10 protein-coding genes are annotated in these 14,129 nt (G+C 61.4%); 6 read left to right on the top strand and 4 right to left on the bottom strand.

The genetic code is table 11. The annotated features are described in order from the left end of the window. Positions 1 to 5: 5 nt before the first annotated feature. A complete protein-coding gene (gene mfd, locus BW979_RS21345; RefSeq protein WP_047227216.1) occupies positions 6 to 3,455 on the bottom strand; it encodes a transcription-repair coupling factor in 3,450 nt (1,149 codons plus the stop codon). Between the two features lie 168 nt (positions 3,456 to 3,623). Between mfd and BW979_RS21340 the strand changes: the two genes are divergently transcribed. Continuing rightward, entirely contained in the window at positions 3,624 to 5,087 is a 1,464-nt protein-coding gene (locus tag BW979_RS21340) for a glyceraldehyde-3-phosphate dehydrogenase (RefSeq protein WP_047227217.1), read from the top strand. A 152-nt stretch (positions 5,088 to 5,239) separates the two neighbouring features. On the opposite strand, the gene BW979_RS21335 is transcribed toward BW979_RS21340, so the two are convergent. Further along, positions 5,240 to 6,538 carry an MFS transporter gene (locus tag BW979_RS21335; RefSeq protein ID WP_076385588.1) on the bottom strand — a complete coding sequence of 433 codons (1,299 nt, stop codon included), beginning with the start codon at positions 6,536 to 6,538 and terminating at the stop codon, positions 5,240 to 5,242. A 225-nt stretch (positions 6,539 to 6,763) separates the two neighbouring features. On the opposite strand from BW979_RS21335, the gene BW979_RS21330 reads away from it, so the two are divergent. Further along, positions 6,764 to 7,762 (top strand): FAD:protein FMN transferase, encoded by a 999-nt coding sequence (locus BW979_RS21330; RefSeq protein ID WP_231990595.1) that lies wholly within the window; start codon positions 6,764 to 6,766, stop codon positions 7,760 to 7,762. 210 nt (positions 7,763 to 7,972) lie between these two features. Then, the gene (sthA, locus tag BW979_RS21325; RefSeq protein WP_047227219.1) at positions 7,973 to 9,367 is read left to right on the top strand and encodes a Si-specific NAD(P)(+) transhydrogenase; all 1,395 of its coding nucleotides are present in this window, start codon (positions 7,973 to 7,975) and stop codon (positions 9,365 to 9,367) included. Between the two features lie 42 nt (positions 9,368 to 9,409). Here the strand turns inward: sthA and BW979_RS21320 are convergent, their stop codons facing one another. Beyond that, a complete protein-coding gene (locus BW979_RS21320) occupies positions 9,410 to 10,132 on the bottom strand; it encodes a glycerophosphodiester phosphodiesterase (protein WP_047227220.1) in 723 nt (240 codons plus the stop codon). Further along, on the bottom strand, positions 10,129 to 10,725 hold the full coding sequence (locus tag BW979_RS21315; RefSeq protein WP_076385586.1) for a PilZ domain-containing protein: 597 nt from the start codon (positions 10,723 to 10,725) through the stop codon (positions 10,129 to 10,131). Before BW979_RS21315 ends, BW979_RS21320 begins: the two co-directional genes overlap by 4 nt. Positions 10,726 to 10,819: 94 nt before the next feature. Here BW979_RS21315 and BW979_RS21310 point away from each other — a divergent pair, with 94 nt between their 5' ends. The 3 genes from BW979_RS21310 (at position 10,820) to BW979_RS21300 (ending at position 14,069) form a co-directional block, all read left to right on the top strand. After that, a complete protein-coding gene (locus BW979_RS21310) occupies positions 10,820 to 12,070 on the top strand; it encodes a lipoprotein-releasing ABC transporter permease subunit (RefSeq protein WP_047227222.1) in 1,251 nt (416 codons plus the stop codon). 7 nt (positions 12,071 to 12,077) lie between these two features. Further along, on the top strand, positions 12,078 to 12,761 hold the full coding sequence (gene lolD, locus BW979_RS21305; protein WP_162843734.1) for a lipoprotein-releasing ABC transporter ATP-binding protein LolD: 684 nt from the start codon (positions 12,078 to 12,080) through the stop codon (positions 12,759 to 12,761). Positions 12,762 to 12,824: 63 nt separating this feature from the next. Beyond that, a complete protein-coding gene (locus BW979_RS21300) occupies positions 12,825 to 14,069 on the top strand; it encodes a lipoprotein-releasing ABC transporter permease subunit (protein WP_076385584.1) in 1,245 nt (414 codons plus the stop codon). Positions 14,070 to 14,129: the final 60 nt, after the last annotated feature.

The following is a 14,129-nucleotide window of genomic DNA, read 5'->3' as shown; positions in this document are numbered from 1 at the left end:
GTCCTTCAAGCAGGGGTCGGAGTGAGGCGCTCGAACAGCGCTTCTACGGTATTGAAACGCTCTTCCGGGCGTTCCATGGGCACCATGAACTTGAACATCGTGGCACCTTCAAACTTGTAGCGTTTGGGTTGGCCCTGGATCAGCTTGATCAGTACCAGCGGATCGACCGGCGTCTGGGCTTCGAACTCGATACGACCACCATTGGGGCCGCCGTCGACTTTCTTGATGCCCAGTTGCTCGGCCTTGAGCTTGAGCCAGGTGGTACGCACCAGATTCTTGGTTGGCTCCGGCAGCAGACCGAAGCGGTCGATCATCTCCACTTGCAGGTCCTTGAGGCCTTCTTCGTCAGTGGCCGAGGCGATGCGTTTGTAGAGGATCAGCCGTGCGTGGACATCCGGCAGGTAGTCTTCCGGGATCAGCGCCGGCACCCGCAGATTGATTTCCGGCCCGCCGCCCAACGGTTGGTCGAGGTTCGGTTGCTCACCCTTGCGGATCGACTTGACCGCCCGTTCGAGCATTTCCATGTACAGGGTAAAACCCACGGCCTGGATCTGGCCGCTCTGGCCGTCGCCCAGCAACTCGCCTGCACCGCGGATTTCCAGGTCGTTGGTGGCCAGCACGAAACCGGCGCCCAGGTCCTGGGTGTTGGCGATGGCTTCCAGGCGCTTTTCCGCGTCCGGGGTGATCTGCTGGCGCGGTGGCGTCAACAGGTAGGCGTAGGCCTGGTGGTGACTGCGCCCGACCCGACCGCGCAACTGGTGCAACTGGGCCAGGCCGAATTTGTCGGCGCGCTCGATGATGATGGTGTTGGCGCTCGGCACATCGATGCCGGTCTCGATGATGGTCGAGGCGATCAGCACGTTGAAGCGCTTGTGGTAGAAATCGCTCATCACCTGTTCGAGTTCACGTTCGCGCATCTGCCCGTGGCCGATGCCGATGCGGGCTTCCGGCACCAGCTCGGCCAGGTCGGCGGCGCATTTCTCGATGGTCTTGACGTCGTTGTGCAGGTAATAGACCTGGCCGCCCCGCAGCAGCTCGCGCAGCAGGGCTTCCTTGATCGTGCTTTTATTCTGCTCCATGACGAAGGTGCGCACCGACAGGCGACGGGCCGGCGGCGTGGCGATGATCGACAGGTCACGCATGCCCGACACCGCCATGTTCAGCGTGCGCGGGATCGGCGTGGCCGTCAGGGTCAGGATGTCGACCTCGCTGCGCAGGGCCTTGAGCTGTTCTTTCTGGCGCACGCCAAAGCGGTGCTCTTCGTCGATGATCACCAGCCCCAGGTTTTTGATCTTCACATCGTCCTGCAGCAGTTTGTGCGTGCCGATGACGATGTCGATCTTGCCCTCGGCCAGATCGGCCACCGCCGCGTTCACTTCCTTGGTGGACTTGAAGCGGCTCATCACCTCCACGGTCACCGGCCAGTCGGCGAAGCGGTCGCGGAAACTGTTGTAGTGCTGCTGGGCAAGCAGGGTGGTCGGCACCAGGATTGCCACCTGCTTGCCGCCGTGCACGGCAATGAATGCGGCGCGCATCGCCACTTCGGTCTTGCCGAAACCGACATCGCCGCACACCAGCCGATCCATCGGTTTGGGCGCGAGCATGTCAGCGCGCACGGCCTCGATGGTGGTTTGCTGGTCGACGGTTTCCTCGAAGGGGAACCCGGCGCTGAAGGTCTCGTAGTCGGCTTTCGGGTCGGCGAAGGCATACCCCTCGCGGGCGGCGCGCCGGGCATAGATGTCCAGCAACTCGGCGGCCACGTCGCGCACCTGTTCGGCGGCCTTGCGCTTGGCTTTCTGCCAGGTTTCCGAACCCAGCCGATGCAGCGGCGCCAGGGCGTCGTCGCTACCGGTGTAGCGGGCGATCAGGTGCAGGTTAGCCACCGGCACGTAGAGCTTGGCACCCTCGGCGTATTCAAGGGTGAGGAACTCGGCGGCCTGGTTGTCGATTTCCAGGGTCGCCAGACCCAGGTAGCGGCCTACGCCGTGGTCGATGTGCACCACTGGCGCGCCTTCGCGCAGCTCGGTGAGGTTCTTGATGACCGCGTCGTTGGCGGCGTCGGCACGTTTCTCGCGACGCCGACGCTGCATGACGCGCTGGCCGAACAATGGGCTTTCGGCCACCAGCGCCAGGGCCGGGTCTTCCAGGACAAGGCCGTCGTTCAGCGGCGCGATAGTAATCGCCAGGCGGTCTTTGCCGGCGACGAAGTCTGGCCAGCTATCGACGGTTTTCGGCCTAAGTTTCAGGCGTTCAAGCAGTTCAAGCAGCACTTCACGACGACCGGCGGATTCGGCGGTGAACAGCACGCGGCCGGGGAAACCGTCGAGAAAACCGGCCAGGGCCGCCAGTGGCTGCGTGGCCTTGGCTTCGATCGCCAGGTCCGGCAAGGCCTTGGCCGGGAAGCGTTCGCGGCCGACGCCCGTTTCCACGTCCTGCTGGCTTGCCACCACGCGTGGCCAGTTCTTGAGCCGGGCGAAGCAGTCTTCCACCGGCAGGAACAGCTCGGCCGGTGGCAATAAAGGACGGGAAGGATCGACGCGGCGCTCTTCGTAGCGATTGCGCACATCGTTCCAGAAGTTTTCCGCCGCCTGCTCGATGCCGGGCAGGGAAAACACCTGAGTGTCCTGGGGCAGGTAATCGAACAGGGTGGAGGTTTCTTCGAAAAACAGCGGCAGGTAGTACTCGATACCGGCGGGAGTGATCCCGCTGCTCAGGTCCTGGAAGATCGGGCAGCGACGGAAATCCACATCGAAACGTTCGCGAAAGCGCGCCTTGAAGCGGGTCACGGCGTCTTTTTGCAGCGGGAATTCCTTGGCCGGCAGCAGGCGCACCGACTGTACTTTGTCGATGGAACGTTGGTTTTCCGGGTCGAAGGTGCGCAGGGTTTCGATTTCGTCATCGAACAGGTCGATGCGGTAAGGCAACTTGCTGCCCATCGGGAACAGATCGATCAGCGCGCCGCGTACCGCGAACTCGCCGTGCTCGTACACCGTGTCGACGCAACGATAGCCACTGGCTTCAAGACGGCTGCGCATTTGCTCGACGTCGAGCTTCTGGCCGATGTCCAGCACCAGGCTGCTGCCGAGCAAAAACTGGGTCGGTGCCAGACGATGTAGGGCCGTGGTGATCGGCACTACCAAAACGCCATGACTGAGCTCCGGCAACCGATAAAGGCTGGCGATTCGCTGGGAAATGATGTCCTGGTGGGGCGAAAACAGATCGTAGGGCAGGGTTTCCCAGTCCGGGAAATGCAGCACGGGCAAATCCGGGGCGAAGAAACTCAGTTCCTGTTCGAGCCGCTCGGCGCTTTGGCTGTCGGCGGTCAGCAGCAGGGTAAAGCGCTTTGCAGCGCTGGCAGCCTCGGCAATGGCCAGGCTCAGGGCGGCACCGGGCAGGTTGCCCCAGTGCTGTTTACCTGCCGCGGCAGGGAGAAGCGGGAGACGCAGAACGGGCACGGAAGGTTGAGCTCCAGCGTTGCGACAAAGTCGGCAATTGTAGCGGGGGAAGGGGGCGGCTGTCAGTCGCAGACTACCCTGGCGAACAGGAAAACCACGGTGCGACAGGCGCGCATTGCTCCGCCGAAGAGTCGGCGGCATAATGTAGCCCCTTTTTTCAGCCCCTACATGTGGAAGGTTCCCGTGACTCAGAAGCCCGACCAGTGTCTTGGTGAATGGATCGATCGTGAAGCACTCGCAGAAGCGATGATCCCTCTCATCGGTCAGCTCTACCGCAATAACAACGTGGTGAGCTCGATCTATGGCCGCAGCCTGATCAACCAGTCTGTCATCGCGATTCTCAAGGCTCACCGCTTTGCTCGCCACCGTTCTTCCGACGACAGCGAACTCTCCGTCCACGAAACATTCCCTCTGCTCAAGGCCATGAGCGAGCTCAAGCTCGGCGCGGCTTCGGTGGACCTGGGCAAGCTGGCGTTCAAATTCCGTAACGAAGGCAACGGCCGTAGCGCCGAGCAGTTCGTTCGCGAAGAGATGGCTGATGTGGTTGGCCAGCAAAACGTTTCGGCACGCAAAGGCACCGACGTCGTGCTCTACGGCTTCGGTCGTATCGGTCGTCTGCTGGCGCGCATCCTGATCGAGAAAACCGGTGGTGGCGATGGTTTGCGCCTGCGTGCCATCGTGGTGCGCAAAGGCGCGGAGAACGACCTGACCAAGCGCGCCAGCCTGCTGCGTCGCGATTCGGTCCATGGTTCGTTCAACGGCACCATTACCATCGACGAAGAAAACAACACCATCACGGCCAACGGTAACCTGATCCAGGTGATCTACGCGAAGAACCCGACCGAGGTGGATTACACCCAGTACGGCATCAAGGACGCACTGCTGGTGGACAACACCGGTGTATGGCGTGACGCCGATGGCCTGGGCCAGCACCTGGCATGCCCGGGTGTCGACCGCGTTGTTCTGACCGCACCTGGCAAGGGCAAGCTCAAGAACATCGTTCACGGCATCAACCACAACGAAATCACCGCTGACGACAAGATCGTCTCCGCCGCTTCGTGCACCACCAACGCCATCGTGCCGGTGCTCAAGGCTGTGAACGACAAGTTCGGCATCATCAACGGTCACGTTGAAACCGTTCACTCGTACACCAACGACCAGAACCTGATCGACAACTTCCACAAAGGCGACCGTCGTGGCCGCAGCGCCGCGCTGAACATGGTGATCACCGAGACCGGTGCCGCCACCGCTGCTGCCAAGGCTTTGCCTGAGCTGGCCGGCAAGCTGACCGGCAACGCGATCCGTGTACCGACGCCGAACGTGTCGATGGCCATCCTCAACCTGAACCTTGAGAAAGCCGCCACCCGTGAAGAGATGAACGAGTACCTGCGCTATATGGCGCTGCACTCCGACCTGCACAAGCAGATCGATTTCGTCAATTCCCAGGAAGTGGTGTCCACCGACTTCGTTGGCTCGCGCCATGCCGGCGTGGTCGACGCTGAAGCGACCATCGTTCAGGACAACCGCGTTGTGCTGTACGTCTGGTACGACAACGAGTTCGGTTATAGCTGCCAGGTCGTTCGCGTGATGGAAGACATGGCCGGTGTAAACCCGCCAGCATTCCCGCGCTAAGCCTTAGCTGCACATGAAAACGCCCCGACTTGTCGGGGCGTTTTTTTGTCTGGGTTTTTTGTCGCCCGGGCTGGCCTCATCGCGAGCAGGCTCGCTCCCACAATGGACCGAGTAAATCCTGTGGGAGCGAGCCTGCTCGCGATAGCAATCTGTCAGGCGCCGCTCGCCGCCAAGGCCTGTGCAGTCCGCAGTTCATGGCGATTGCCCCTGAACAACACCAAGGTAGCAATCAGCCCCAACACCGCCGCGCCACTGAGCCATATCCCCGGCGCGGCCTTGTTGCCCAGCACATGAATCAGATAAGTACAGGCCGCTGGCGTAAACCCGCCGAAGGTCGCTGTTGCCAGGCTGTAGGCCAGGGAGAAGCCGGTGGTGCGCACTTCCAACGGCATGATTTCCGTCAAGGCGACTACCATGGCACCGTTGTACGATCCATACAGGAACGACAACCACAACTCCACGATCAGCAGATGGCTGAAGCTGGGGTTCGCCACCAGCCAGGACAGCGCCGGATATGCCGTGAGGATCGCCAGAATCGTCGCACCCAGCAGCAAGGGCTTGCGTCCGATCTTGTCGGAAAATGCGCCCATCACCGGCAGCCAGAAGAAGTTCGACAGCCCGATGCATACCGTCACCAGCAACGCATCCAGGTCCGACAGGTTCAGTTCGGCTTTACCGAAGGTCGGCGTGTACGCCGTGATCAGGTAAAACGACACCGTGGTCATCACCACCAACGCCATGCCCGCCAGGACGATGCCGAAGTTCTGACCGATGGAACGGATGATTTGCGACAGGGTAGGGCGATGTTTTCTCGCCTGGAATTCAGGTGTTTCTTCCAAGGAGCGACGGATCACGAATATCACCGGCACGATCATGCAACCCACCAGAAACGGCACGCGCCAGCCCCATTCGCCCATCTCCTGGGGACTCAGCCAGTGATTGAGGCCAACGCCCAGCAGGCCGGCAAACACGACGGCGGCCTGTTGACTGGCGGATTGCCAACTGACAAAGAAACCCTTGCGCCCCGGTGTGGAAATTTCCGCCAGATACACCGATACGCCGCCCAGCTCAACACCGGCGGAAAAGCCCTGCAGCAATCGCCCCAGCAGCACCAGCAGCGGTGCCGCCACGCCGAGGGTGGTGTAACCCGGCACACAAGCGATCAGCACGGTGCCGGCGGCCATCATCGCCAAGGTGATGATCAAGCCTTTGCGGCGGCCGTGCCGGTCGATGTAGGCCCCGAGAAAAATCGCCCCCAGCGGGCGCATCAAGAACCCGGCGCCAAATGTGGCCAGGGACAGCATCAGCGAGGCGAAAGCACTGTCGGTCGGGAAGAACGTCTTGGCAATGGCCGTGGCGTAGAAGCCATAGACCATGAAGTCGAACATCTCCAGGAAGTTGCCGCTGACAACGCGAAAGATCGCCTTGCCGTTGCTGGTGTTGGAAGGCATGGGTAGGTACTCACTCTGACAATCTTGTATGAAAGCGCTGCACCCACTGTGGGAGCGAGCCCGCTCGCGATAGCGGTGTGTCAGTCACATCAATGTCGTTTGATCCGACGCTATCGCGAGCAGGCTCGCTCCCACAGTTTTTTGCATCTGGACTGAAGGGCGCTGAAGCCCATAATGGCCGGCGCGGTTTCGAGGGGGGATGAAGATTTGTTAACTGGACGATGGATGGGGCTTGTGGTGCTGCTCGGCGTGTTGTCCGGTTGCGGCAACGGCGACACCCTGGAGCGCTTCGACGGCCCGACCATGGGCAGCCACTATTCGATTCAGTACGTCAGGCATTCCGCCGCACCTGGACCGAAAGCGGTGCGGGCCGAGGTGGAAAGCATCCTCGCCGAAGTGGATCGACTGTTCTCGACCTATCGCAGCGATTCGGACATCGAACGGTTCAATGCGTTGCCGGCCAATAGCTGCCAGATCATGCTTGGCCCTGTCCTGGAGTTGATCCGCGTGGGTGAGCAGTTGTCCTCCCAAAGCGACGGTTCTTTCGATCTGACGGTGGAGCCGCTGCTCAACCTGTGGGGCTTCGGTCCCCAGTCCCGAGCAGAGAAAGTACCGACCGCAGAAGCCCTGGCCCAGGTGCGCCAACGCGTCGGGCATGCTCATCTGCGCATCGACGGCGACCGCTTGTGCAAAGACGCCGCGGTGGAAGTCGACTTCAACAGTATCGCCGCCGGTTATGCCGTCGACCGGATCGCCAGCCGGTTCAAGGCCTTGGGCATCGACAGCTATCTGGCCGAGGTCACTGGCGAACTCAAGGCCGCCGGACGCAAACCCGATGGTGCCGCCTGGCGTATCGCCCTGGAAGAACCCCGGGACGACCGGCGGGTGGCTGAGCGCGTCATCGAGGTCAACGGCTACGGGGTTTCCACCTCGGGCGACTACCGCAAATATTTCGAACAGGGCGGCAGGCGTTATTCCCACACCTTTGATGCGCGCACCGGTGCACCGGTCCTACACAACCTCGCGTCAGTCACGGTGATTCATCCTTCGGCGTTGATGGCCGATGGACTATCGACGCTGTTGCTCATTCTCGGTCCTGAACGGGGTTGGGACTATGCCCAGAAGCATGGCATCGGGGTATTTTTCGTATTGCGGGACAATGACCGTTTCATCGTTCGCACCAATGAAGCATTTGAACGGATGACTGGCGGAAAAACCCAATGATGACAGCGCGCTGAAAGCGCACCTGTGGCGAAATAGCGCAGGCAAAACTAGCCTACGACGCGACCAAGGGGTAATGTGCGCGGCGTTGACGCTTCTATAGACTGTGGCCGGGCTCATGAACCGGCCCCAAATTGTTCCTTCATGTCGCTGGCCGGCATGATTTAGCCGTGGTGCCAAATGTAGCGCCGCGGCCTGTTCTGAGGAGTACGCATGGCTGTCTACAACTACGACGTGGTGGTATTGGGTTCCGGCCCGGCGGGAGAGGGCGCGGCAATGAACGCCGCCAAGGCAGGGCGCAAGGTCGCGATGGTCGACAGCCGTCGGCAGGTCGGTGGCAACTGCACCCACTTGGGCACCATCCCGTCCAAGGCCTTGCGTCACTCGGTCCGGCAGATCATGCAGTTCAACACCAACCCGATGTTTCGCGCCATCGGCGAGCCGCGCTGGTTCTCCTTCCCGGACGTGCTCAAGAGCGCCGAGAAGGTGATCTCCAAGCAAGTCGCCTCGCGCACCGGTTACTACGCCCGCAACCGGGTCGACGTGTTCTTTGGCACCGGCAGCTTTGCCGATGAGCAGACCGTTGAAGTGGTCTGCGGCAATGGCGTGGTCGAAAAGCTGGTGGCCAAGCACATCATCATCGCCACCGGCTCGCGCCCGTATCGTCCGGCCGATATCGATTTCAACCACGCACGTATCTACGATAGCGACACGATCCTGAGCCTGGGCCACACCCCGCGTAAGCTGATTGTCTACGGCGCCGGGGTGATCGGTTGCGAATACGCCTCGATCTTCAGCGGCTTGGGTGTGCTGGTGGAACTGGTGGATAACCGTGGCCAGTTGCTGAGCTTCCTGGACTCGGAAATCTCCCAGGCCCTGAGCTATCACTTCAGCAACAACAACATCACCGTGCGTCACAACGAGGACTACGACCGCGTCGAAGGCGTGGACAACGGCGTGATCCTGCACCTCAAGTCCGGCAAGAAGATCAAGGCCGACGCCTTGCTCTGGTGCAACGGCCGTACCGGCAACACCGACACCCTGGGCCTGGAAAACATCGGCGTGAAGGTCAACAGCCGTGGCCAGATCGAAGTTGACGAGAACTACCGCACCTGTGTGACGAACATCTACGGCGCCGGTGACGTGATCGGTTGGCCGAGCCTGGCCAGCGCCGCCCATGACCAGGGCCGTTCAGCGGCCGGCAGCATTGTCGACAACGGGAGCTGGCGCTTCGTCAACGACGTACCGACCGGCATCTACACCATTCCGGAGATCAGCTCGATCGGCAAGAACGAGCAGGAGCTGACCCAGGCCAAGGTGCCGTACGAAGTGGGCAAGGCCTTCTTCAAGAGCATGGCGCGGGCGCAGATCGCCGGAGAGCCGCAGGGCATGCTGAAGATCCTGTTCCACCGCGAGACGCTGGAAGTGCTGGGCGTGCACTGTTTCGGTTACCAGGCGTCGGAGATCGTTCACATCGGCCAGGCGATCATGAACCAGCCGGGCGAGCTGAACACGCTGAAATACTTCGTCAACACGACCTTCAACTACCCGACCATGGCCGAAGCCTATCGGGTAGCGGCCTATGACGGGCTCAACCGGCTTTTTTGAGCGGCTCCGGCCGGTGGCCTGAGCCGGCCGGGGAGACCGATTTCAGCAATTCTCGAGGGTGGCAGTGGCCAAACCGGGAAAGTCTGTAATCAGGCTGTCAACGCCGAAGTCGGCGAGCCTGCGCATCAGCGCGGGTTCGTTGACCGTCCACACTGATACATGCAACCCCTGACGCTGGGCCTTGATCAGGCGTTCCGGCGTACACAGCGTCCAGTTGAGCGCCAGAATCTCGCAGCCGTAACTCTGGGCGACCTTCAGTGGGTCGAGCCAGGCGTATTCGGCCACCAGCCCGCGGGAGATGTCCGGGGTCAGGTCCAGGGCAGCCTTGAGCACTTCCCGGGAGCTGGATGTGATGGTGATTTTGTCCAGCAACCCGAAACGCTGGGCCATTTCGCGGATCCCCAGCACGGTGGCGGCGGCGCGGGTGCGTGAGGCACTCTTGACCTCCAGTTGCCAATGCTCGAAATCACATTTTTCGAACAGCTCCTCCAGGCGCGGGATCGGGCACGGCTTGATCCAGCCCGGGCCACCCTTGCGCGCATCGTAGGTCACCAGCTCGGCGGCCGAATGCTCCACCACCTTGCCCCGGCGATCGGTGGTGCGCTTGAGGGTCGGGTCGTGGATCACCATCAACTCGCCGTCCATTGAAAGGTGCAGGTCCAGCTCGCATCGGCGCACGCCGTGCTTGAGGCACTCCTGAAAACCGGTCAGGGTATTTTCTGGCGCTTCGCCCTTGGCGCCACGGTGGCCATAAATGAGGGTCACGGTTCTTCCTTATTGATGCCGGATTCGTTCAGTTCCCGCGCCAGGCGTCGCTCTTGCGCCTGTTTCTGCAGGATGTAGCGGGCCAGTAACTGGCGCTGGGCGTCGGTGGGGCGTTCGAACTCGGTGCCCACGTCATAGCCGTCGCCCTTGGGGTCGCAATGAGTGACCCGGGCCCGGAGCAACAGCCCCAGGGCCTGGGGCATCAGCACCATCTTGATCGACAGGTGCGTGCCAACGCCGACAGGCGTGGCGTGCTGGAAGTCGATGCCGCCCTCGGAGATGATCACCGGCTGCGGTTCGCCGATTTCGCCGAGCGCCGTCAGGGCAATGACCTGACTGAGCAGGTCGATGCGTTTATTCATCGCCTTGAGGTAAGCCGCGATGCTGCGCTCGCGCTCGCTGATCTGGCGCAGCAGGTGTTGCGATTCGAATTCGCTCAGGTGTAATTCGCTGAGCAGATTGAATAGTGGAGAAGCATCCTGCAACACTTCCTGGCCAGCAGCTTCAGGAATGGAGAGGGGCCGAATTTCCAGTGCGATCGTGTCCTCGATACGGTAGTATTCGCGGCGATCTTCTTCATCTAATGTCGACATGGCGAACCCATGGTAGCGGCGGTGGTCTGAGTGTAAAGCTGGTTTGTGACCCCCGCCACAAGGACGTTCCTTTTCCCTCCGAACAAGCCCCGACATGTTCAGACCTCTCTTCGTATTTATCGGCACGCGTTATACCCGTGCAAAACGTCGCAATCATTTCGTATCGTTCATTTCCCTGACTTCAATCATCGGGCTGGCCCTTGGCGTGGTCGTGATGATCGTCGTGCTGTCGGTGATGAACGGGTTCGACCATGAGATGCGCACTCGCGTGCTGGGCATGGTGCCCCACGCCACCCTCGAAACCGGCGAAGCCATCAGCGACTGGCCGAGCCTGGCCGCCAAGGTCAAGCAGAACCCGCAGGTGCTGGCGGTTGCGCCGTTCACCCAGATGCAGGGGCTGCTGACCCACAATGGCAAGGTTTCCAAGGTCTTGCTCAATGGCATTGACCCTGGGCTTGAGCGGCAGGTGTCGATCATCGACAACTTCATGAAGCAGGGCAAACTCGACGACCTGGCGCCAGGCAGCTTTGGCATCGTCATCGGTGACAAGGCCGCTGCCAAGCTCGGCGCCGCCATCGGCGACAAGCTGACCTTCGTGGCACCGGAAGTCACCGTGACCCCGGGCGGTATGTTCCCGCGCATGAAGCGCTTTACCGTGGTCGGCATCTTCCATGTCGGCGCCGGCGAGCTGGACGGTTACCTGGGCGTCACCAACCTTCAGGACCTGGCGCGCCTGCATCGCTGGAAGCCGGATCAGGTCCAGGGCCTGCGGCTGAAGTTCGATGATCTGTTCCAGGCGCCGCGCGTCGCGTGGACCATCGCCCAGCAGCTCGGCGAAGACCGCTACTACGCCCGAGACTGGACCCGCACCCACGGCAACCTGTACCAGGCGATCCGCATGGAAAAAGCCATGATCGGTCTGCTTTTGTTGCTGATCGTCGCGGTGGCGGCATTCAACATCATCTCCACTCTGGTGATGGTGGTGAACGACAAGAAAGGTGACATCGCCATCCTGCGCACCCTTGGCGCCACGCCGGGGCAGATCATGCGGATCTTCATGGTCCAGGGCACGGTCATTGGCGTGATCGGTACGGTGGTCGGCGCCTTGGTCGGGATGTTTGCCGCGCTGAACGTCAGCGCCGCGATTGCCGCTCTCGAAGGCCTGATCGGGCACAAGTTTCTCAACGCCGACGTGTACTTCATCGACTACCTGCCGTCGCAGTTGCAGACAGACGATGTGTTGATGGTCTGCGGCGCCGCGTTGGTCCTGAGTTTCCTCGCCACCCTGTATCCAGCCTGGCGTGCCGCGCGCACCCAGCCTGCGGAGGCGTTACGTTATGAGTGAGTCGGGTATGAGTGAAAAAGCAATCTTGAGCTGCCGTAACCTGGGCAAATCCTACGAGGAGGGGCCGGAATCGGTGGTGGTGTTGTCGGGCTTGCAGCTGGAGCTGCATCCGGGCGAGCGTGTGGCGATTGTCGGTACGTCCGGGTCGGGCAAAAGTACCCTGCTCAATCTGTTGGGCGGCCTCGATACACCGACTGCCGGCAGTGTCTGGCTGGCCGGCGAGGAACTCTCGGCGCTGAACGAGAAGGCCCGTGGCCTGCTGCGCAACCGTTCCCTGGGCTTCGTTTACCAGTTCCACCATTTGCTGCCGGAGTTCACCGCGCTGGAGAACGTCTGCATGCCGCTGCTGATCGGTCGCACCGCGATCCCTGAAGCCCGCCAGCGGGCCACGGCGTTGTTGGAGCGGGTCGGGTTGGGCCATCGTCTGGAGCACAAGCCGGCGGAGTTGTCCGGTGGCGAGCGCCAGCGCGTGGCGATTGCTCGGGCCCTGGTCAACAAGCCGGGGCTGGTGATGCTCGACGAGCCGACCGGCAACCTCGACTCCCACACCGCCCAAGGCATTCAGGACCTGATGCTGGAACTCAGTACCTCGATGCGTACCGCGTTCCTGGTGGTGACCCACGACATGAACCTGGCCCGGCAGATGGACCGCGTCCTGCACTTGCAGGAAGGTTGCCTGACGCCCATTTGACCGACCGAAACCCGGCGCTTGCTGCAAGCGCCGGGTCTTTTATTTTCATACGGTGCCCCGCGAATGTTCAGACCGTTATCGATCTTCATCGGCACGCGCTATACCCGCGCCAAGCGCCGCAATCGCTTTGTTTCGTTCATTTCCATGACCTCGATGATCGGCCTCGCCCTGGGGGTGCTGGCGATGATCGTGGTGCTGTCGGTGATGAATGGCTTCCAGCGCGAAATGAGCTCGCGCATCCTGGGCATGGTGCCCCACGCCACCATCATCGGCGTCAAGCCGATCGACGACTGGCAGCCGGTGGCTGCCGCGGCGCTGAAAAATCCTGAGGTGATCGCTGCCGTGCCGTTCACTGAAATGGAAGGCATGCTCAGCCATAAAGGCGCGATGCAACCGATCCAGATCAGCGGCATCGACCCGGCCCAGGAGGGCAAGGTGTCCATTGTCGCCCAGCATATTGTCCAGGGGCGTCTCGATGCCTTGAAACCGGGCGAGTTTGGCGTGGTGATCGGCGAAATCACTGCTCGGCGCTTCCGTTTGAACGTCGGGGACAAACTGACCCTGATCGTGCCGGAAATCAGCACCGCGCCGGGTGGCATCACCCCGCGGATGCAGCGCTTGAATGTGGTCGGCGTGTTCAAGGTAGGCGCCGAACTGGATGGCTCCATGGCGCTGATCCACGTGGCCGACGCCGCGCAAATGCAACATTGGCAGCCAAACCAGGTGCAAAGTGTGCGCCTGGCGGTCAAGGACCTGTACGCCGCGCCGCGAGTTTCCGGCGACATCGCCACGGGCCTCGGCGCGGACTACAAGGCCGACGACTGGACCCACACTCAGGGCAGCCTGTTCAGTGCCATGAAGATGGAAAAAACCATGATCGGTTTGCTGTTGTTGATGATTGTCGCGGTGGCGGCCTTCAACATCATCGCGACCCTGATCATGGTGGTGAACGATAAGGGCGCGGATATCGCGATCCTGCGCACCATCGGCGCCACGCCACGGCAGATCATGGCGATTTTCATGGTCCAGGGCACGGTGATTGGCGTGGTCGGCACGCTGATTGGCGGCGTGCTGGGGGTGATTGCGGCACTGAACGTCAGTGATTTAGTGGGTTGGGTGGAAAGGGTCACTGGCCAGCATATTTTCAGTTCCGACGTGTATTTCGTCAGCAACCTGCCTTCGGAGCTTCAACGCGGTGATGTAGTGCTGATCTGCTCGGCCGGGTTCATCCTGAGCTTCCTCGCCACGGTTTACCCGGCCTGGCGTGCGGCGAAGGTCGAGCCGGCACAGGCGTTGCGCTATTCCTGATACTGCACAGACCTCTGTGGCAGAAGGGCTTGTTGAAGACTCTGGTGGCGACGGGATTTA

Origin of the sequence: Pseudomonas sp. A214 (genome assembly GCF_900156295.1) — a bacterium.
Taxonomy (GTDB): domain Bacteria; phylum Pseudomonadota; class Gammaproteobacteria; order Pseudomonadales; family Pseudomonadaceae; genus Aquipseudomonas; species Aquipseudomonas rhizophila.
Note: the sequence above shows the minus strand (reverse complement) of the source record. Positions and strands in the feature narration are given on the sequence as shown.

Coding starts and splice junctions, on each gene's coding strand:
- BW979_RS21340 (WP_047227217.1), top strand. CDS start 3,624: ATGTGGAAGGTTCCCGTGACTCAGAAGCCCGACCAGTGTCTTGGTGAA.
- BW979_RS21335 (WP_076385588.1), bottom strand. CDS start 6,538: ATGCCTTCCAACACCAGCAACGGCAAGGCGATCTTTCGCGTTGTCAGC.
- BW979_RS21330 (WP_231990595.1), top strand. CDS start 6,764: ATGGGGCTTGTGGTGCTGCTCGGCGTGTTGTCCGGTTGCGGCAACGGC.
- sthA (WP_047227219.1), top strand. CDS start 7,973: ATGGCTGTCTACAACTACGACGTGGTGGTATTGGGTTCCGGCCCGGCG.
- BW979_RS21315 (WP_076385586.1), bottom strand. CDS start 10,725: ATGTCGACATTAGATGAAGAAGATCGCCGCGAATACTACCGTATCGAG.
- BW979_RS21310 (WP_047227222.1), top strand. CDS start 10,820: ATGTTCAGACCTCTCTTCGTATTTATCGGCACGCGTTATACCCGTGCA.
- lolD (WP_162843734.1), top strand. CDS start 12,078: ATGAGTGAAAAAGCAATCTTGAGCTGCCGTAACCTGGGCAAATCCTAC.
- BW979_RS21300 (WP_076385584.1), top strand. CDS start 12,825: ATGTTCAGACCGTTATCGATCTTCATCGGCACGCGCTATACCCGCGCC.